Source organism: Bacillus sp. EKM208B, from assembly GCF_011800725.1.
GTDB classification, from domain to species: domain Bacteria; phylum Bacillota; class Bacilli; order Bacillales; family Bacillaceae; genus Bacillus; species Bacillus velezensis.
Map to the genome: position 1 here is coordinate 285205 of NZ_JAANHO010000003.1, position 18770 is coordinate 303974.

Below are 18770 nucleotides of genomic sequence, written 5' to 3' on the forward strand. Positions count from 1 at the left end.
GTATACTAAACATACATTAACCTTCCATAAAATGCAATAAAATTCATGAAATAGTATTATTTTCATAAAAAAAGCACTCCTGCTATAAACAGGGGTGCTTTTGATTTTATCGTTTGTGTTCCTTTATCATTTCCAGATGGGGGATGCCCGCATCGAGAAATTCTTCGCCGGATGTGACGCGGTAGCCTTGTTTTTCGTAAAACGGAACCGCCTGCGTCTGCGCATGTAAGAGAAAGCTGTCGGCGCCCTTGGCTGCCGCCGCTTTTTCAAGCGCCTGCATAATGACGGCTCCGACGCCTAAAGAACGATGGCTTTTCATCACGCAGATGCGTTCTAATTTTCCATGCCCGTCTTTCATGCGCCATCTGCCGGCTCCGACCGGCTGGCCGCCGTCATATATGACTATATGTTCTGACGTGTCCTCGAATTGATCAATCTCTTCTTCTTCCGGAACGTGCTGTTCTTTAACAAAGACCTCTTTTCTGACGAAAAAAGCGTCGTTCAGCTGTTTTTCAGTTTTTGCGATGATGGATTCCAAGCAGTTATTCTCCTCCGCCTAATAAAAATGTTTCGTACACAGTCCATGAGCCGTTATCCAGCTGATAGAGCAGGTGAAAACGGTCGATGACTTCTTCGTGGGAAATGTCCTGCATTTTCAGCTGTCCGAGTACGTCGGAATGTTCATCTGACGACAGCTTCTGGCCGACCGTGACATGCGGAACGAAGCTGTATTCCGGCTCGCCGGATAATGCTCCTGAGTAGCATTTCTCACTCAGGGATTTTAATTCCTCCGTCGGCTCTGCTTTCATATATATCACATTATTCACAGGAGAAAACGAGCTGTATTTTGTGATTTTCAGAACGAGCGGATGCGACTCTTTCGCCGTCTGTCTCAGCTGTGATACGACCTGCTCGATTTCCTGTTCTGTCGCTTCAAACGGATCTCTTACCGTCAGATGCGGCGGAATGAGCGCATAGCTCGGGTCGTAGCGTTTCCGGTACGAATTTGCGAGATCCTGTAATTTTTTTGATGGAAATAAAACAATACCGTATTTCATGAAAGTTCCCTCCTTAAATGAATGGTTACAGCATTTTTTTCAGCGCCGGCGTGATGAGCGGCTGCCAGTAGGTCCATTTATGATCCCCGTCGAAGGTTTCATACGTGTATTCGGACTGTTTGCTTTCCAGCAGCTGTTTGAGCTCTTCGTTCGGCGCGGTGAAATCAAGAACCTGGCCGTCCGTCGTGTGAACGCCGGTTTCTTTTTCTCCGATTTGATGATAAACGGAAATCTGTTTGAGATCCTCCGACTGCCGGACGGCATCCAGCACGTGCCCGTCAACATACGGAGACTGCATGATGACGTTTCCAAACATGTTCGGATAGTCAATCGCCGTCATGAGCGAAACGGTTCCGCCGAGGGAATCCCCGATCATGGTGCGGCCGTTTCCGACTTGATAAGTCGGGTATTCTTTGTCGATAAAAGGAACGAGCTCATTTGCGATAAACCGCTTATATGAGGCGAACTTAGAGCCTTCTGGATGGTATGTGTTTCTTCGCTCCCGCACATTTTTATAAGGGACGCCGATAATGATGCAGCGGTCAATTTCCCCTTTTGACATAAGCTCTTCCGCCTGCCGCCCGATTCTCCCTAATCTGAAATAATCATGGCCGTCCTGAGCGATGACCGTATGATATTTATACAGGGGGGAGAAGGTGGCGGGCAGGTAGACCAAAACGGTCATTTCCTCTTCAAGCTCATGGGAGAAAAGTTTTTTCTCATGAATGATTCCGTTTTTTGATGCCACTTCGCATTCCTCCAGCCCGCTTCTTATCTTGATGGTTTTTTCCTATTGTACCATGAATTATTAGAAATTTCTTTCTTCAGATGCGCTTCTTGCGAGAGTTCAGATAAATAAAAAGTTGTTGAAATCCATTTTATTGTGCGTTAATATAGAACAATCAGAAAATACAAAACAATATTCTTATCACGAGAGGTGGAGGGACTGGCCCTTTGAAACCTCAGCAACCGGTTTGCTTTGCCGCGGGAAGGCAAAGTGCCAAGGTGCTAAATCCAGCAAGCGATTCACATGCTTGGAAGATAAGAGGAAGAGAAAAGCTCCTTCTTCTTATGAAGAGGGGGCTTTTTTATTTTTGAAAAAGGATGGTGCTTACTGATGACGCAGCATGTTGATACAAAATTAGCCCAAATCGGAAATAGAAGCGAAGAAGCAACGGGAACGGTCAGTCCGCCGATTTATCTGTCCACCGCTTACCGCCATAGAGGAATAGGAGAATCTACAGGTTTTGACTACGTGCGCACGAAAAACCCGACACGCCAGCTCGTCGAAGACGCCATCGCCGTGTTGGAAAACGGTGCGAGAGGATTTGCCTTCAGCTCGGGAATGGCAGCCATTCAAACCATTATGGCATTGTTTAAAAGCGGGGATGAATTGATTGTATCCTACGATTTATACGGAGGCACGTACCGTTTGTTTGAAAACGAATGGAGAAAATACGGCTTAAGCTTTATTTACGATGATTTCAGCGATGAAGACTGTTTACGCTCCAAAATAACGGAAAACACGAAAGCGGTATTTGTTGAAACACCGACAAACCCGTTAATGCAGGAGGCGGACATTGAAAAAATTGCCCGGATTACGAAAGAAGCCGGCCTGCTTTTAATTGTGGATAATACGTTTTATACCCCGGTGCTCCAGCGCCCGCTTGAACTGGGAGCGGACATCGTCATTCACAGCGCCACAAAATATTTAGCCGGGCACAATGATCTCCTTGCCGGTCTGGCTGTCGTTAAGGATGAAGAGCTCGGCGAGATCATGTTTAATCACCAAAATGCGATCGGCGCGGTTCTCCCGCCGTTTGATTCGTGGCTTTTAATGAGAGGGATGAAAACACTCGGACTCAGAATGCGCCGTCATGAAGAAAACGCCCGTGAACTTGCAGAATTTTTAGAACAGGAAGAAGAAATCGCCGACGTGTTATATCCCGGAAAAGGCGGGATGCTGTCTTTCCGGCTGCAAAAAGAGGAATGGGTCAATCCGTTTTTAAAGGCGCTGAAAACGATCTGTTTCGCAGAAAGTCTCGGCGGGGTGGAAAGCTTTATTACATATCCCGCGACGCAGACGCACATGGACATTCCGGAAGACATCCGTATCGCAAACGGCGTCTGCAACCGTCTGCTGAGATTTTCAGTGGGCATTGAACATGCAGAAGATTTGAAGCGGGATGTCAAGCAGGCATTACAGCAAGTAAAAGAGGAGGCCGTGTCATATGAGTAATCAAAATTGGACGCTGGAAACCCAGCTCGTGCACAATCCATTTAAAACAGACGGAGCCACCGGAGCCGTCAGCGTCCCGATCCAGCATGCTTCCACATTCCATCAGTCTTCATTTGAAGAATTCGGGACATATGACTACAGCCGCTCGGGCACACCGACAAGAACAGCGCTTGAGGAAACGATCGCAGGTCTTGAAGGCGGAACGAGAGGTTTTGCTTTCAGCTCCGGTATGGCGGCGATTTCGACGGCATTTCTGCTCTTATCCCAAGGCGACCATGTCCTCGTCACGGAGGATGTGTACGGCGGAACATTCCGCATGGTGACTGAGGTTCTGTCCCGTTTCGGAATCGAACATACCTTTGTTGATATGACGGATATCAACGAAGTGGCGCGGAATATCCAGCCGAACACAAAGGTCATTTATATGGAAACACCGTCAAATCCGACACTTGGAATTACTGATATTAAAGCGGTTGTCCAGCTTGCAAAAGAAAACGGCTGTCTGACCTTTCTGGATAATACATTCATGACACCTGCACTGCAGCGTCCGCTTGATCTCGGCGTTGATATTGTGCTTCACAGCGCAACAAAATTCCTGAGCGGACACAGTGACGTGCTGTCAGGCCTTGCCGCCGTAAAAGATGAAGAGCTCGGCAATCAGCTGTATAAGCTGCAAAACTCGTTCGGCGCCGTCCTTGGCGTGCAAGATTGCTGGCTCGTGCTGCGCGGCTTAAAAACATTGCAGGTCAGACTGGAAAAAGCGAGCCGGACGGCTGAGCGGCTGGCTGCCTATTTTGACGGGCATCCCGCCGTCAAAAACGTTTACTATCCCGGCCTTGCCGGACACCCGGGAGCCGATACCCATAAACGTCAAGCGAGCGGAGCGGGCGCCGTCCTGTCCTTTGAATTGGAAAGCAAAGAAGCCGTCAAAAAGCTGGTCGAAAACGTATCGCTTCCGGTATTTGCCGTCAGCCTCGGCGCCGTCGAGTCCATTCTCTCATACCCTGCAGCCATGTCGCATGCCGCCATGCCGAAAGCAGAGAGGGAGAAACGCGGCATCACAGACGGCCTTCTGCGCCTGAGCGTCGGAGTCGAAAACGCCGAAGATTTAGAACGGGACTTCGAACAGGCATTGAAAAAAATAACCCCCGCCCAAGTGAGATCATAAACGAAAAGGGCGCCGTCAATTTTGCGACGCGCCCTTTTTTTTATTTTAGATAAAAAAAGTGTTGACGAATGAGAAATCAGGATATATAATTATAAATGTCAGAGAGACAACAACATACCCAGCAACACATACATATCATGATTCCGTAGCTCAGCTGGGAGAGCGCTACCTTGACAGGGTAGAGGTCGCTGGTTCGAGCCCAGTCGGAATCATAGCCAAAACCCTTGCTAAGCAAGGGTTTTTTACTTTGGTTATTTATTGATTTTGTCATCATTCATCGAGTTGGGGACGAATTGGGGACGAAATTATTTTTTTGAGCTGATTTTGAAGGGGAATTCAAAATCAACTCTGTTTTTGTGCTAGTTTCTAGGATCGAACTGGTTAAAGTGTTTTACTGTGCTATTTTCGAGTTTCTCGGTAACATGACCATAAATATCACTAGTTGTTCGAGCACTGGCATGTCCAGCTCTTCGTTGAATAGCACTGAGACTTTCGCCAGCTTCCATAAGGAGAGCCACCATAGTATGCCGCAAATCATGAAGACGAATATCTTTTAGACCGTACTTCTTTTTTATTTTAGTCCATTTTGCGGTAGGGGTTGTATAGTAGTAAGGTTTTCCTTTACCACTGTGAAACACATATTGATGTTCTCCGCCTTCCCATGCGTCGCCAAGCAACAATTTTTCTTTTTTCCATATGCGATAAAATTTAGCCAACTCATTCATATAAAAATCAGGCATTTTGACGAATCGTTGAGAACTTTTTGACTTTGGGCTTTTGACATGAGGCTCTCCGTTAATTGTTTTAGAAATTGATCTATTTACGTATATTCCACCTTTGTCCCAATCTACATCCAAGTGCCATTCACAGGCAAGAGCTTCCCCTCTACGAAGCCCCCCGATCAGAGCTGCAAGATAATATAAGCGCCATTTAATATCTATTTCATACAACACTTTAATACATTCAGCTGCTTCGTCAGATTCAAGAAAGTTCATTTCTTTATTCTCAGCTTCTGGCGAACTCAATCCCTCAATAGGGTCGTCTTTTATCAATTTCCATTCCTCTGTGGCAGTTTTAAATAATGCTTGTAAGATTTTAAATATATCTTTGATTGTTTGATCACCTAATCCGCCAGGCTTTCCATCTTTTCTAGCCCCATCTTTAGATAAATCATCTATAAAATCAACAATATGAAGGCTTTTTATTTTGTCTATTTTTTTATGACCTAATGCCGGAAGAATGTGATTTTTTAAGTGATTTGAATATTTTACAGATGTTGTATAAGAGTATGGTTTACCATTCTTATTAAAGAGTTTCTTTTCAATCCATTTTTCTGCAAATGAATCAAAAGTAGATTTTTCTGGAGCAATATACTCGCCGGCTTCTACTTCAATTCTGAAACGGTGCAGCTGGTCCTCAAGATACTCTTGTAATTTCCGTTTAGTCTTTAATAGCTTTGGATCTTCTATACGAATTGTTTTCTTTCTTCTATCCCTTTTACCTTTGGCATCGTAACCATTCTCAACAATTAGTCTAAAAGAGTTTTTTCCACGGGGCTCTATACTAGCCATTTGGCTACCTCCTAACATTCAATTTACTTATTTGATGAAGATTTTTATGCCAGAGAATTGAAAACTGTTTTCTGTTGTATATTTCTAGCCGTTTAGCGGCCAAGGAATATGTCACATTGAATGTATCTCCTATTAATTTAATGGCCTCTGATTTAAGACGGGGCAGCTGCATTTTTATGAGCATGAACGTTGGTACGCAGAAGTGATACATAAAACTGTTCGCCTGGTATTCCTGAAGCTGCCTGAACATTCTATTCATGTGAAATTGGTTTCCAGTATGTTTTAAGACGTGGCATAGCTCATGAACAAAGTCTTGCCACTGTTCTTGTGGAGAGGCTCGAGCATCAAGAACGACACTATACTCACCGTTAATTTGAAACATGCAGCTTTCTCTTTGCTCATAATGCAGCCAGATACGAAATGCCGCGGCGATCCTTTCTAAATCAATGTCTTCAGGAGTCTCAATATTTAATTTGTAATAGATTTTTTTCACTTCTTCTTCAAGATACGATAACTGGATTGACATTAAAAACACCACCATGGAGAGAATATATGTTCTGTTTTTGGTGTGAAAGAAAAGCCCGAGGAAAAAGGGCTGTCATAAATTCAATAGCTGTTTCTTTTTAATTTCATATTCTTCTTGAGTGATAGCATCCATATCCAACAACTCTTTATATTTTTTCAATTCATCAGCTGCAGATACAGTAGGGGCAGGAGCTGGTGGTGCAGTTGTTGGAGCAGGCATAGACTGATGCTCTTCTATGTAATTTTGAATTTCTAATACCATCGGCAATTCATTTGGACCAAAAGTGAAGGAGTTATCGTCTTGTATTGCGTCCCAGAGTCCACTTGTTTCATTGGCAGCTGGTGTTAAAAATTGAAAATAGCCAGAGGTTACTAATCCTGGTTTTTTTATTTGAAGACCGGACAGTTCGCTGATTCTATAAGATTTCTCCCCACTATATCCTCGTGTGATAGTGTTAACAGCGCCTTTTCTTGCTACTCTTATATAGTTTCCATCAAGTGTGATTGTTGTTTTTGCAGATTTAAAATAATACTCTTTGATGTGCTTTTTCGATTCTTCTTCAATTTTCTTTTGTTCTTGGCTGACCTTTTCTTTTTCCAGATTGAATTTTTCTTCATTACCAGTAATTTTGGATTCTACATATTTACTTACTGCCTCTGGATTTCCTTCTGTTATGTTAGTGATACTGAATTCTCCATCTGAAGTTGTGCAATCTATCCGATAACCAGCAAGAGCTTTTTTAGTAACAGACATTTTCAAAATAGAATCGTAAGGCCATTTCTCTGTAATCAGTGCATCCTTTTTAAGATAGAAGAAATAAACATAATCATCTGTTACGGCAAATATACCAGTAGGCATGCTGACAACTTTAGGTCTATTCAAGCTACCTCTTGCAATTTCCAATACGGTTTCGTTTAGCTCACTAAGCATCATTTTATAAGTTTTTACAAAGTTTTTAGAAGCCTTCATGTGTTTTTTGAATTGACAGTTATACACTTCACCATTCTCTGACAAAAAAGACAAATTGAATTTCCCCTTTATAGTAATCAAGTTGAACTTCCTACTTTTTTTCTGATCCGATCCCGTTTGAATCCAAATGCAATCCGGATGAGAAAGAATTCTATATCCCTTGATATAACTGGCTTCAACCTACTGGTGAAAAATTCTTTTCCGATCCAGTTCAGATTTAATTCCGATCCAATCCCGATCTTATTAGTAAACAGAAATAACATAATAAATAATATAAATAAAGGTTTCACCCAGTATGTTACTTTTTAGGCTTTCGGCCTTCGCGTTCTTCTTTCTCTTTAAGGTACTTTATAAAATCAATTGCCTGTTTTTGACTTTCTTCTGAGAAATCACGAGCTTCTCTAAACGCAAGTTGTAAATCATCATCTCCGAACGCTTGTTCAAACTCTGATGTTTCTTTAATAACACTCGAATGATTATCAACTCTACCTAAAAGATAATCAGTAGTTGTATCGAGAGCGTCAGCAAGGTCACGTAACATTTCGTTTGAAGGTGTACTGTGTCCGTTCTCATAATTGCTTATAGTTCCCTTGGTGGTTTTGACTTTCTCAGCTAACTCAGTTTGAGTAAGTTTTTTTTGTTTTCGGCAAATCTTTAATCTTTTAGACAACATTTGGATTTTCCTCCATATCGAAGTACAAGGTAATTGTACAACAAATGAGAAGTGAATTAATATTTGTATAAGAAATTCATACTTTTTGTTGACATACAAGATTCTTATACTTATAATGAAAACATAAAGTACAAGAATCTTATACAGGAGGTGAGCGAATGAAAAACTATAAACTTGTGAATGCCAGAAAAGCTAAAGGCTTAACTCAAGAGAATTTAGCCGAAAAGCTTATGTATAAAAAATCCACTGTTTCCAATTGGGAAAATGGATATTCCACTCCTAAAATGGAAGATGCTTTTAAAGTCGCTGAGATATTGGATTGTGATATTAAAGAGCTTTTTTTAAATCAAAAAGGACAAGAATCTCATACAAATACAGCTTAGGAGGCCGAGTATGACACGCAATACATTAACTGTGCAGGAAACAGCTGATTACCTTGGCGTTCATCATGACACAATTTACACGATGGTCCGAGAAAAACAAATTCCACACTTCCGAGTCCGGAATCGCATTTTCTTTACCAAACATAACATTGATGCATGGATTGAAGCTCAGGAACAAGCGATTATGAAGGAGGCGATAGGGTGAATCAACTCGTTTTCATTGAAGGTAATCAAGTTGTAACGGACAGCCTGACTGTCGCTGAAGTCTTCGGGAAACGGCATGACACGGTCCTGCGGGACATCAGAAACCTTGATTCCAGCAAAGAATTTAATCTCCACAATTTTGCGGAGGTTGACTATCGGGATGACCGAAACCGCACATACAAAAAATATCTCATAAAACGTGATGGACTCACATTCTTGGTTTTTGGTTACACGGGTGCAAAGGCTGCACTGTTTAAAGAAAAATACATTGCAGAATTTAACCGAATGGAAAATGAGCTTCAAAGGCTCAATCAGCCCTCTTACATGATTGATGATCCGATCAGCCGGGCAAAGCGATGGATCACCGAAGAGGAAGAGCGGCAACGACTTCAGCACACACTGAAGATTCAGCAGCCACTGATCAACTTTGCAGAGAGTTGTATGGCATCTGAAAAATCATTACTTGTGAGGGAACTGGCGAAGCTTGCATCTAAAAAGGGTATCAGCATTGGAGAAAAACGGCTGTTCCAAAAGCTACGCGAGTGGAAGATGATCTTGGCAAACAAGAACGAGCCATACCAGGAATATATCGACCGTGGTTATTTTGAAATAGCACAGGGAGTGCGACAAGTAAACGGTTCATCTAAATCATGGCTGACTATCCGCATTACGCCAAAGGGACAGGCCTTTATCATCGACAAGCTGAGAAAACAGCAAGCAAGCTAGTTCCTTCATTAATTAAATTTTACCAGTGAACAACTGGATATATCAGGAGGCAAACATATGGAGAACAACCCATACAATTTGCATAATCTACCCCGGATCATGCGTAGTGTCCGCAAAGCGGCAGGACTTGCACAGTATCAGATCGGTAATTTGATAGGGGGAAAGGATCAGCGGTATGTTTCGGACGTTGAAAATGGATTCAGTAAGCTTACCCCGGATTTATGCATTAAGTGGTTTGAGGCGTGCGAGGCATACGAACATATTGATCTGGTACATTACCTCTTCAAATTGCACCCGACGACGGCGGCGCCAATTGATCCAGCACTTAACGAGAGTGCAAGCGCGGCGGTAATCAATATGATTCACCAGCTTGAAGAAGCATTGCAAGCAACAAGGCATTTAGCGCGCTGGTTGGCAAACGATAGGCCAGGCCGACAACCTGAAGAACTGCCCATGGCCGATATAAAGCAGATTTTTGATCTGATCCCGGCAAATAAAACGCTGATATATTCGCTGGCCCGTAGTCATGGACTGAACATGAAGGAACTGGCCGAAAGGTGGACGCGGAAAGCGCTAATGAGTCAGGTTGCAATGGCAAAAACAGAGGAAAGGCAGGCGGTGCTGGTATGAAAATTAATCAGTTTCTTAAATCGGATGCGGATTCAGTAAAAAGGAAAATCGAGTCGGCGGAAAGGCTCTCTATCATGCTTTCGGAGGCGTTGCGGGATGGTGATTATGAAGAAGCTATCAGTCTTGCAGGGAGCATCAAGGTTCTTACAGAGGACATCAGCCGACTGGCGAATAAAGGGCGGTTGTATCACACAGCAATAAAAATGCAACAGCGCGGCATTAATTTAGCAGTGATAAGTAGGTGTTTTGGATGAACGTTGAAAACCCAATGGTTCTGAACAACTGGTATGACAAGCTGACTGAGCCGGACACGCAAAAGGATTACTTTGGGGATGAAGTAACGGCTTTCGATGATTACGTGATAGATAGTGCTGAAGGTGAAATCATCTTGAGGGAAAACCTTGAGCGGTATCTGAAGGAGCATCTTGGTTTTGAATTTAAAAATGAGCAATAAAAAAGCCCACTTGGCAGAGTGGACTAGGTAAGGCGTTTTGATAATTGATTGTATTCCTATTATACCAAAACGCCCCATAAAAAACAATGGAGGTTGTTGGTGATGTCTGAATCTCAATTAAAGCAAGAAAACGAGATTTTAAAAAAGCAATTAGATCATATGAAGGAGGTCTATAAAGAAAACATGTCTCTTCATATGGCTGTTAAACAGGGTGAGCAGTTAAGAGCTAACTTGGATGCATATTTACGAGCAGATGATCGGGTTTATAGTCCTCGTTTCATAACACCAAAACAAAAGGGATATATAGCAGAGCTTTTCAAAAAACATGGTTTGGCTCCACTCAGTAAAGCGAAACGAAAAGTGGTTAAGCGCTTTAATGGTGGCGGTTTGCTATCGGAACACGAAGCACATCAAATTATACAAATGTACGAAAAGAAAGCAGGTGCTAAATAATGGCTAAAGCAGTTAAAGTCGCATTTAGTGAGCGTGTGGAGGATCAGCAACGGTTAAGACAGGTCGGCGGTTCAATTGTATTCTCCAAAAATGGTAAAGCGCAGTTTAGTTTCCCTTCAATGGATCACTATCGGGAATGGCAGCGGCTTGGAACGGAAGCATATAAAAGAAAGGTGGCAGAAGCACAATGAATGGATTATCACAGGTGGATTACTCAGATTACATGCCGACGCCCCAGCAGGCTACTGGCGTGACTACGGAAGCGATGGTAAGCCGACAGGCTCAAGAAGTACAAGCGGCAATGGTTATCGCAAAGAAATTCCCACGGGACGTATACGCGGCTTTTGACCGGATTAAAAAAGCATGCGAGCGGAGGCTATTGGCTGAGAATGCGGTATATGAATATCCGCGCGGCGGCACAAAGGTTTCCGGCCCATCCATCCGGCTGGCTGAGGCCTTGGCTCAGAACTGGGGGAACATTGATTACGGAATTATGGAGTTGGAACAAAAGGCCGGTGAATCATCTGTCATGGCTTACGCTTGGGATCTTGAAACGAATACCCGGCAAACCAAAATTTTCACTGTGAAGCATGAACGGAAGGCACGGGGCGCCATTACCAAACTTGATGATCCAAGGGATATTTACGAAATGGTTGCCAATCAAGGAGCCCGCCGGGTTCGTGCTTGCATACTTGGAGTGATTCCGGGCGACATCGTTGATGCGGCGGTAGATATGTGTCAAAAAACATTGATTAGTGGACATAAGGAACCACTGGAAGACCGACTCAGAAGTGCCTTCTCCCTTTTTAAAAAAGAGTTTGGCATCACTAAGGAAATGATTCAGGAGTACATCGGCAGCAATGTTGATGCCTTCACTGAGCAAGATTTCCTGAAAATTGGTCGTATTTACACGGCCCTGCGTGATGGGATGGCAAAGAAAGAGGATTACTTCAATGTGAAGGCCACTAGCGCGACTAAATCAAAGGCTGAGGAAGAATTCAAAAAGCTGAAAGAGCAAGCTGACAAGCCTGCTGATAGTAAAGAAAAGGCGGGTGATCCTGCTAATGCGGATACCGGCGCTGAACAAGAAGAATTATTACTCTAACGAGATTGATAGACACTACATGTCAAATTCTCAATATAAAAGCTTTTTGCAGTGCGAGGCTGCCACGATGGCAAAGCTGAACGGAGAATGGACGCCGCCCGCGTCGGAGGCGCTCCTCTTCGGCCAATACGTTCATGCCTGGCTTGAGGGTGAACAGGCTTTTGATGAATTTAAAAAGAACACCCCATCACTTTTTACACAAAAAGGCCAGCTGTACAAGCAGTATCAGTTAGCTGATCTGATGATTGAGGCGATTCAAAATGATGCTCTCTGTATGTTTGTTCTTCAAGGAGAAAAGGAAGTCATCGTAACTGCTGAATTGTTCGGTGTTCCGTGGAAAGGAAAGCTGGACGTATACAACCCAGCTGGCGGCCGTTTCTCCGATCTGAAAACAGCGCGGTCATTGCGGGAGAAAGTTTGGGACCCGGAAATAGGATATTGCTCTTTTGTTGAGTCATACGGATACATCGCTCAGATGGCGCTTTACGCAGAGATTGAAAAACGGATGACTGGACGGAGCGAATGGCTTGAGCCCCTGATCGTAGGGGTTTCAAAAGAAGATCCACCTGATAAAGCTGTCATCAATATTGATGAAGGCAGGATGGAAGTAGAGCTTGAAGAGATTGGGCAGCGGATGGACCGGATTTTGCAAGTGAAACACGGCGGAGAGAAGCCGGAGCGATGCGGAAAATGCAAGTATTGCCGGGCCACTAATCAACTGAACAGCATCATCCATTTTTCGGAGTTGGTGAGCTGATGAAAAGGGAGCTGATCAGGATTCCTATTCCGCATTGTTATCTCTGGCTGGTCAAAACGGTTCAGCGCGACATGAGAAAGGACTTGTATACCCGGTACACGACTGACTACTTAAAGACAAATGAGCCGTCTCTGAGATTAGTAGAAATAGATTTCAAGGCTCTGACAGCACTGTGTGAAAGGAAGTAGGTGAGCGGCATGGATATGCAAGGTTTGGGGTATGTGGTCCTGCCCCGGCTGCCATTTAAAGATTCACGAGACGAGACAATATACGATTATTTATTCAAACGGGCTGAGTACAGGGCAGATCAAGAACTAAAGCTCGGGCAGACAATCGTTAAGCTTGTAGATTTAGCCAAGCGTTTCAACTGGTCTTCTGATCAGATCAAATACTCGTTAGAACGGATGGTAAAGCAAGAGTATTTGAAGCTGGACCGGCTGCCGCAAAAACGCGGTTTCATTGTGACGGTGTTGAATTATGCCGAGTACATACAGCTTGGAAATTACAACAAGAAGATAGACCCGGCTCCAATACCTTTAGGACAGCAGGAGGTTGACGAAAAAATGAAAAACGCATTTGAACTATTCGAAAACAAAACAGCCCGCACCATTGGCACGATGGAGGTTCAGCGGCTCGGGTATATGGTGGATGATTACGGCGAAGAGAAAGTCATGGAGGCAATGAAACAGGCTTTCAGAAGCAAGGGCAACAACGTCAATTTGAATTACATTGAAGCAATCCTCTCAAACCCATTTAGCCAGAGACGAAAGGGGAAACAGCAGTATGGAAGCTCGCAAAACGCAAGATATGGACGCGGCAATGAAGGCCATTCTAACAAAGCTCCGGGATCGGTCAGCAGCATCTTCAACGGGACAGGCCGCCTCAGAAGAAAAGGCTGAATATGAGTGCTCTGACTGCAAGGATAAGGGCATTATCGTTTACCGGATTCACCAAGACACCGAGCGTCAGCTGAGAAAAGAGCATAAAACAATGGAGAGCCTGGCCCCCGATCAAATGGTCAGAGAAGAGGATTACCTGGCTGGGAAAGTATGCTTGCCGGATAAGGCCCGGGAATGGAAAACCACATTTTCCAAGCAATGCGAGTGTGTGAAGCGGAAAAAGATCGCCCGGCTTATTAAGGCCAGCGGCATCACGGAGGAATTCGAAAAGCTCCTTTTTGGAAACTTCATTAAGAACGGGAAGCCGGACATGATCAAGGACGCTTATGAGTGCGCAGTGGAATACTATAAGGATTTTCTCAGCATCATGGGAAAACGTTCAAACAGTATCGCTTTGCTCGGGCAGCCGGGTAGCGGAAAAACGCATCTGTTAACGGCGATCATGAACAATCTGATCAAGAAAAAATCAATTTACTGCATGTATTTCCCGTACGTAGAGGGAATGGGCGATCTGCGAAATGACTTTGACCAGCTGGAAACAAAGCTCGACGCCATGCGGAAAGCCGAGGTCCTGTTCATTGATGACTTATTCAAACCAGTGAAGGGGGAGCCGCGGGCGACGGATTGGCAAGTGGAACAAATTCAATCGGTTGTGAATTACCGGTACTTGAATCACAAGCCTCTGCTAATCTCTTCCGAGCTTGATACGGTCGAAATTTTGGACATCGACGAGGCGCTGGGCTCCCGCATTCATCAAATGTGCAGAGATTACACAGTGACCATCAAGGGCGACCGGATGCAATTAAACCATAGGTTAGGAGATTGGGAATGACGGAAAAAGCGAACTTCACAGCAACCAGCGGTATGTATCTGTTCGGGCCCGCCGAGCAAACGGCCGGCCAGGACCTTACCCCGGCGATCCGGGTGCTTGAGGAAAAAATCAAACAAATGGAGCTGATGCACAGTGCTTAAAGCGGTTATCCTGCTGCCGGCCATTATCCTCACAGCGCCGTACAAGGAAAAGCAGATTCAGCACTGGGAACAAATTGACGGGAGGTAATGACGGTTGGATTCCATTCAGTTTATAGTTTACGGCGAGCCTGTTGCACAGGGGAGGCCGAGGGGATCTGTTATAAATGGCAAGGTTAAAATGCATGATCCTTTGAAATCAAAGAATTTTAAACAATATGTTGCACTGGTGGCGTCACAGTATCGGCCAAAACAAGTTATTACGGGACCTGTGGCAATGGATGTCAGAGTATTCAGACCGATGCCGAAAGCTGTATCCGGATCCAAGAGGAAAAAGGAGAACGCTGAGAAAGGGCTGTTACGCCCTGTAACAAAGCCGGACGTCGATAACTATGTAAAAGGTGTCAAAGACGCTTTAAATCATCTGATATACAAGGATGATAGTCAGGTAGTCGATTTGAAGGTCAGTAAGTTTTACAGTGAAGAGCCACGGGTGGAAGTCATTATAACTGAGATTGTGTCATGACAGGTAGCTTTTGTAGAGATCCTAAATCAAATAATCAGGAGGTCAACAACATGCAAGAAAAAATTGATCCATACAAGTCTGGTCCAGTTAAGGAGTGGAAAATGACGCCGGAGCAGTTGGCGGCATACGTCGAAAAGCATCCAATCATCTACCGTGAGGAATTAAAGCCATCTGCCGGATTAACGATGCGGCTGCCGTCGTAAAACGTAAAAAAGCACCGAAGCTGCGCCTCAGTGCCTTTGATATGAACTGGTACTTCTATCATAGCACAGGGGGCGGCCAGAGTGAACAAGCCAACAGAAATAAAAAATCATGAAACAACTATTCAGCAAAGCATCGAGCCGGGGAAAGTCCGGATCATCGTTTTAGATGGCACTGAAGGGACTGCTCATTTAATGGACGCCCCGGAACACGGTAAAACAATCATTCAAACAATAAAAGGCGGCCTGGCTCGTTGTGATTACGAGATCGGCCATAAATTCAAATAGCGGGGGTTTCCCCTGCGGGGGAGGAACGGCATGAAAGAGAGAATTGAACGTCTAAAAAAACTGACATACATTCCTCAGAAGGAAATTGCTTGGCTTATTGAGCAAGCTGAGCTGTCTGTTAAGCAGCAGGCAATCATTGAGGAAAACAAGCGTCAGCAGGAAGTAACGGTTCATCAATTCCGACAGGCACAAAAGGATATTCAGCATCTAAGCGGAGATAGAAAACGATACAAACAGGCATTAGAAAAGATCGTTACTAATCTGAATTTCGCGATAACAGTTGCCCAAAACGAATTGGATGGTGCTGCAGAATGATGCCATTACAAGTAGTTCTCCAACGGAACGTGAAGGCCACGAAGGACGAAGCAATGACCGTCGAGCAGGCGGCAGAGCTTTTAAAAGTTCACCCGGACTACATCCCGACACTTGTCGCTCGGTCTGACGATCTGAAAATGATTGGCGATACCATTATCGCTAAACGAGATAAAACAAATATCTGGCTGGTTGGAGCATGCGTGGGGCTTTTCTTCTTCGCTGTCTCTGTGCTGCCGAATTTGATCGGGGGTTAAGGGATGGCACGCTCACCGTTAATCGACGATACGCCGAACACAACATAAATAAAATGCCCGCCCACAAGGTGTAAAGTGAAAACTATATATTAAATAGGGGGATTCAATGGCGCTGAGAATAATTTTTATGCTGATGGGGTTAGGATTCTGGTTTTATTTCCAGTACGAATATAGGCCGGACATGAAAGCGAACATCACATTAATAGGCGCAATCATTGCATTCACGGCCGCGGCGTTTTTTCAAGATATTGATAAGTATATAAAGGAACGGGAAGATAAATAAATCCGATATAAATTGATTTCCCTAAAAGAACTAAATGAAATCCATAATTTGCCGATTCTAAAAAGAGACTATTAGAAGAGGAGGAAATGTTATGGATGTTGTTGGTTTGTTTAAGAGTATTGGGATACCAGGTTATATAGCTGCTGCAGGTATCTTAGTTTACGGGTTAGTTGTAACATTTAGGCCAATAACTACTTTAACTGCCAATATATTTGAAAAGAAGCTTTTTTCTAAAGAGAAATTGTTTACTATAATGATTTGGCGGCACTTTTGGCAGACAGTATTTTGGACAGTGGTTTTTCTTACTATATTAAGTTTGAGTAATTTACCAGAATGGACAGTTAATTTCAATACATCTACTACTGTTGGTACAATAACTGCTACGATTGGAGAAATAATATTCGCAATCATATTGTTTATCATAGAATTTGAGGACATGGACTGGGGATTTACGAATTTTTTCAAACCAAAATGGATAAGGTTTAGCGTTGTTATTGTTTTTGTAACATGTTTAATATTGTTCTATGTTGCGCTTGATGGTTGTATAATCGGAAGTATCAAAGGCGAGAACCAGTTAATTAAACTAATTTATATTCTGGGTATTCCTTTTATTTTTTCTTTACCAGTTCCATTTTTAATGAGGCCTGTTTCCAGATTAGTCGAATGGTCAAAAGATAAATATATTGTTATAGATAGATCCGAACAAGAACGTCAACAAAATCCTTCAACAAATGAAGAGAGTGATGACTGTTGGTATATTTTACATGCTGTCAGCAAGGAACTTATTTTGTTAGGAAATAAACCAAATCCTAAATTATGCACGGAAACAAAAATAATAAAATTAGACGAACTATGTGATAAAAAAATGTTTATAAAAGACAAAACTTGATATAGTCCAAGACGGAAAGCCTGCGGACACTGATCATTGCACAGAATCACTGTGCTTTGATTGGTGTCCGTTTTTTATTTGAATGGAGGGATTACATGAAGCAGGAAAAGAAAAAGCCCAATAAAAACACGCAGGAGCGCTAAGATCGTTTCTGGCAACAAATGATGAACACGAACATGCAAACACTCAGACGCGGCAAGGGCGGCGCATTTAAGCGCAAATAAGGGAGGAATCAGAATGCAGGATTTAATCATTGAATACAAACGAGCATTAAGAGAAACAAGAAAAATGTACCGGCTCTACAAAGATACGGCTGAAGTCAATCTGACGGCTGAACAGATCAACGACAAAAAGATTATCAGTAGCATGATCAGCGATATTGAATTCACTCTTGAATGGCTGCAGAACGGAAGACAGCCTGGCGCCCGCCGAGGTGCTGACAGAAGAGATGCATATCAAAGGACGATTCTTGCTGGTCCGCGCTTAATTGATGCGCTGCCGGAAGAATACGCAATCGTTCAAGAGGCTGAGGGAGAGGTAAGTGATTGGGATAAGGAAAGAATCGCTGATGCCCTATCCGTGCTTACCGAAAGAGAAAAAGACATTTTCATGATGCACGCTGTGCAAAACATGTCATTCGAAGAGATAGCGCAGTTATTGGGGATTAAAAAAGGAACCGTGCAGAAGAACATTGAACGTTCCCGACTGAAAATGAAAAATAGAGCAGATCACAGCCTATTCTGTTTAGCGTGAATAGGCTCTTTTCTATTGGAGAAATAATGAAAAAAGCCCATGAAATTACTTGACGTGAGTAAATAAACGAGGTATAATTAAAGTATAGAAAGGAGGGAAAGAAAGTGGCTGAAATCGCATTGGTACTGGGGATTATCCTCACAACTCTCACAGTTGTTGAGAAAGTCCTCATCATCAGGGAAAAGCTTAAAACAAAAAAGCCCAAAATCAAAAAACGCAGACGTCCAAGAAAGCGCAGATGATTTTGAGCCGAGGGAGAAGGTAGCGCTTCTCCCTTGCTCCAAGTATAGCAAATGCGGCGACTAAAGAAAAATACCTGAAAGCCAGCCACTTTCAAAAAAATGAAAAGTGTACAGTCCACTACTGATATTGTTGTTCTTCTCGCCCTGGCGTATATGCTGTTTTTCCGTCAGGATGTGGCAGCGGGACCATTAAAAACGGCTCTCGACATTAGCCTGATCATTTTATTTGTTGTTTC

At 43.4% G+C, this 18770-nt stretch carries 31 protein-coding genes, 1 tRNA gene, 1 pseudogene and 1 riboswitch; of the genes and pseudogenes, 26 read left to right on the top strand and 7 right to left on the bottom strand.

The genetic code is table 11. The features are described from left to right. Positions 1-106: 106 nt before the first annotated feature. From G9F75_RS06890 to G9F75_RS06900, 3 genes are read right to left on the bottom strand one after another with little or no spacing between them, the layout of a single operon-like run. A complete protein-coding gene (locus G9F75_RS06890; protein WP_167408983.1) occupies positions 107-538 on the bottom strand; it encodes a GNAT family N-acetyltransferase in 432 nt (143 codons plus the stop codon). 4 nt (positions 539-542) lie between these two features. After that, entirely contained in the window at positions 543-1058 is a 516-nt protein-coding gene (locus G9F75_RS06895; RefSeq protein WP_003154969.1) for a YjcG family protein, read from the bottom strand. 25 nt (positions 1059-1083) lie between these two features. Next, positions 1084-1806 carry an esterase family protein gene (locus G9F75_RS06900; protein ID WP_021494999.1) on the bottom strand — a complete coding sequence of 241 codons (723 nt, stop codon included), beginning with the start codon at positions 1804-1806 and terminating at the stop codon, positions 1084-1086. Positions 1807-1980: 174 nt separating this feature from the next. Continuing rightward, a riboswitch (SAM riboswitch) is annotated at positions 1981-2106 on the top strand. Between the two features lie 69 nt (positions 2107-2175). On the opposite strand from G9F75_RS06900, the gene G9F75_RS06905 reads away from it, so the two are divergent. The 3 genes from G9F75_RS06905 to G9F75_RS06915 all read left to right on the top strand — a co-directional run bounded on the left by G9F75_RS06905 (position 2176) and on the right by G9F75_RS06915 (position 4677). Continuing rightward, positions 2176-3297: a methionine biosynthesis PLP-dependent protein gene (locus G9F75_RS06905; protein WP_167408984.1), complete on the top strand. Its 1122-nt coding sequence runs from the start codon at positions 2176-2178 to the stop codon at positions 3295-3297. Beyond that, positions 3290-4465 carry a cystathionine beta-lyase gene (gene metC / locus G9F75_RS06910; RefSeq protein WP_065180637.1) on the top strand — a complete coding sequence of 392 codons (1176 nt, stop codon included), beginning with the start codon at positions 3290-3292 and terminating at the stop codon, positions 4463-4465. Before G9F75_RS06905 ends, metC begins: the two co-directional genes overlap by 8 nt. 139 nt (positions 4466-4604) lie before the next feature. Beyond that, positions 4605-4677, top strand: a tRNA-Val gene (locus G9F75_RS06915). A 147-nt stretch (positions 4678-4824) separates the two neighbouring features. On the opposite strand, the gene G9F75_RS06920 is transcribed toward G9F75_RS06915, so the two are convergent. The 4 genes from G9F75_RS06920 to G9F75_RS06935 all read right to left on the bottom strand — a co-directional run bounded on the left by G9F75_RS06920 (position 4825) and on the right by G9F75_RS06935 (position 8204). Further along, positions 4825-6036, bottom strand: a complete 1212-nt coding sequence (locus tag G9F75_RS06920; RefSeq protein WP_167408985.1) for a tyrosine-type recombinase/integrase — start codon at positions 6034-6036, stop codon at positions 4825-4827. 4 nt (positions 6037-6040) lie between these two features. Next, positions 6041-6562, bottom strand: coding sequence for an ImmA/IrrE family metallo-endopeptidase (locus G9F75_RS06925; protein ID WP_167408986.1), 522 nt, complete (start codon positions 6560-6562; stop codon positions 6041-6043). A 72-nt stretch (positions 6563-6634) separates the two neighbouring features. Further along, entirely contained in the window at positions 6635-7612 is a 978-nt protein-coding gene (locus G9F75_RS06930; RefSeq protein ID WP_007408625.1) for an SHOCT domain-containing protein, read from the bottom strand. 217 nt (positions 7613-7829) lie between these two features. Beyond that, on the bottom strand, positions 7830-8204 hold the full coding sequence (locus tag G9F75_RS06935; protein WP_015239592.1) for a helix-turn-helix domain-containing protein: 375 nt from the start codon (positions 8202-8204) through the stop codon (positions 7830-7832). Positions 8205-8362: 158 nt separating this feature from the next. On the opposite strand from G9F75_RS06935, the gene G9F75_RS06940 reads away from it, so the two are divergent. The 23 genes and pseudogenes from G9F75_RS06940 to G9F75_RS07055 all read left to right on the top strand — a co-directional run bounded on the left by G9F75_RS06940 (position 8363) and on the right by G9F75_RS07055 (position 18534). Then, positions 8363-8587 carry a helix-turn-helix transcriptional regulator gene (locus G9F75_RS06940; RefSeq protein WP_167408987.1) on the top strand — a complete coding sequence of 75 codons (225 nt, stop codon included), beginning with the start codon at positions 8363-8365 and terminating at the stop codon, positions 8585-8587. Between the two features lie 10 nt (positions 8588-8597). Further along, a complete protein-coding gene (locus G9F75_RS06945) occupies positions 8598-8792 on the top strand; it encodes a helix-turn-helix domain-containing protein (protein ID WP_007408621.1) in 195 nt (64 codons plus the stop codon). After that, on the top strand, positions 8789-9517 hold the full coding sequence (locus G9F75_RS06950) for a Rha family transcriptional regulator (protein WP_167408988.1): 729 nt from the start codon (positions 8789-8791) through the stop codon (positions 9515-9517). Before G9F75_RS06945 ends, G9F75_RS06950 begins: the two co-directional genes overlap by 4 nt. 57 nt (positions 9518-9574) lie before the next feature. Further along, positions 9575-10147: a helix-turn-helix domain-containing protein gene (locus G9F75_RS06955; protein WP_167408989.1), complete on the top strand. Its 573-nt coding sequence runs from the start codon at positions 9575-9577 to the stop codon at positions 10145-10147. Next, positions 10144-10401: a YqaH family protein gene (locus G9F75_RS06960; RefSeq protein WP_167408990.1), complete on the top strand. Its 258-nt coding sequence runs from the start codon at positions 10144-10146 to the stop codon at positions 10399-10401. Before G9F75_RS06955 ends, G9F75_RS06960 begins: the two co-directional genes overlap by 4 nt. Continuing rightward, positions 10398-10601, top strand: coding sequence for a YqaI family protein (locus G9F75_RS06965; RefSeq protein WP_167408991.1), 204 nt, complete (start codon positions 10398-10400; stop codon positions 10599-10601). Before G9F75_RS06960 ends, G9F75_RS06965 begins: the two co-directional genes overlap by 4 nt. Positions 10602-10703: 102 nt before the next feature. Next, positions 10704-11054: a hypothetical protein gene (locus tag G9F75_RS06970; protein ID WP_015388427.1), complete on the top strand. Its 351-nt coding sequence runs from the start codon at positions 10704-10706 to the stop codon at positions 11052-11054. Continuing rightward, positions 11054-11245 (top strand): hypothetical protein, encoded by a 192-nt coding sequence (locus G9F75_RS06975; protein ID WP_015388426.1) that lies wholly within the window; start codon positions 11054-11056, stop codon positions 11243-11245. Before G9F75_RS06970 ends, G9F75_RS06975 begins: the two co-directional genes overlap by 1 nt. Then, entirely contained in the window at positions 11242-12159 is a 918-nt protein-coding gene (locus tag G9F75_RS06980; RefSeq protein ID WP_048367984.1) for a hypothetical protein, read from the top strand. The genes G9F75_RS06975 and G9F75_RS06980 overlap by 4 nt, the downstream gene beginning before the upstream one ends. Continuing rightward, entirely contained in the window at positions 12119-12916 is a 798-nt protein-coding gene (locus G9F75_RS06985) for a PD-(D/E)XK nuclease-like domain-containing protein (RefSeq protein ID WP_311689453.1), read from the top strand. Before G9F75_RS06980 ends, G9F75_RS06985 begins: the two co-directional genes overlap by 41 nt. A 197-nt stretch (positions 12917-13113) precedes the next feature. Beyond that, positions 13114-13815: a DnaD domain protein gene (locus G9F75_RS06995; RefSeq protein WP_167408992.1), complete on the top strand. Its 702-nt coding sequence runs from the start codon at positions 13114-13116 to the stop codon at positions 13813-13815. Beyond that, on the top strand, positions 13700-14647 hold the full coding sequence (locus tag G9F75_RS07000; RefSeq protein ID WP_167408993.1) for an ATP-binding protein: 948 nt from the start codon (positions 13700-13702) through the stop codon (positions 14645-14647). Before G9F75_RS06995 ends, G9F75_RS07000 begins: the two co-directional genes overlap by 116 nt. Then, entirely contained in the window at positions 14644-14787 is a 144-nt protein-coding gene (locus G9F75_RS07005; protein ID WP_167408994.1) for a hypothetical protein, read from the top strand. Before G9F75_RS07000 ends, G9F75_RS07005 begins: the two co-directional genes overlap by 4 nt. A 94-nt stretch (positions 14788-14881) precedes the next feature. Beyond that, entirely contained in the window at positions 14882-15310 is a 429-nt protein-coding gene (locus tag G9F75_RS07010; RefSeq protein ID WP_167408995.1) for a RusA family crossover junction endodeoxyribonuclease, read from the top strand. A gap of 50 nt (positions 15311-15360) precedes the next feature. Then, the gene (locus G9F75_RS07015) at positions 15361-15513 is read left to right on the top strand and encodes a hypothetical protein (protein WP_167408996.1); all 153 of its coding nucleotides are present in this window, start codon (positions 15361-15363) and stop codon (positions 15511-15513) included. 81 nt (positions 15514-15594) lie between these two features. Continuing rightward, positions 15595-15798, top strand: coding sequence for an XtrA/YqaO family protein (locus G9F75_RS07020; protein ID WP_003155894.1), 204 nt, complete (start codon positions 15595-15597; stop codon positions 15796-15798). A 30-nt stretch (positions 15799-15828) separates the two neighbouring features. Beyond that, entirely contained in the window at positions 15829-16113 is a 285-nt protein-coding gene (locus tag G9F75_RS07025) for a hypothetical protein (protein WP_167408997.1), read from the top strand. Beyond that, entirely contained in the window at positions 16110-16367 is a 258-nt protein-coding gene (locus tag G9F75_RS07030) for a hypothetical protein (protein ID WP_167408998.1), read from the top strand. The genes G9F75_RS07025 and G9F75_RS07030 overlap by 4 nt, the downstream gene beginning before the upstream one ends. Before the next feature lie 106 nt (positions 16368-16473). After that, positions 16474-16650, top strand: a complete 177-nt coding sequence (locus G9F75_RS07035; RefSeq protein WP_167408999.1) for a hypothetical protein — start codon at positions 16474-16476, stop codon at positions 16648-16650. Between the two features lie 91 nt (positions 16651-16741). Then, positions 16742-17539 (top strand): hypothetical protein, encoded by a 798-nt coding sequence (locus G9F75_RS07040; RefSeq protein WP_167409000.1) that lies wholly within the window; start codon positions 16742-16744, stop codon positions 17537-17539. Positions 17540-17634: 95 nt separating this feature from the next. Next, a pseudogene (locus G9F75_RS07045) lies at positions 17635-17763 on the top strand (hypothetical protein). 13 nt (positions 17764-17776) lie between these two features. Beyond that, positions 17777-18292 carry a sigma-70 family RNA polymerase sigma factor gene (locus G9F75_RS07050; protein ID WP_167409001.1) on the top strand — a complete coding sequence of 172 codons (516 nt, stop codon included), beginning with the start codon at positions 17777-17779 and terminating at the stop codon, positions 18290-18292. 104 nt (positions 18293-18396) lie between these two features. Then, on the top strand, positions 18397-18534 hold the full coding sequence (locus G9F75_RS07055; protein ID WP_014304494.1) for a hypothetical protein: 138 nt from the start codon (positions 18397-18399) through the stop codon (positions 18532-18534). Positions 18535-18770: the final 236 nt, after the last annotated feature.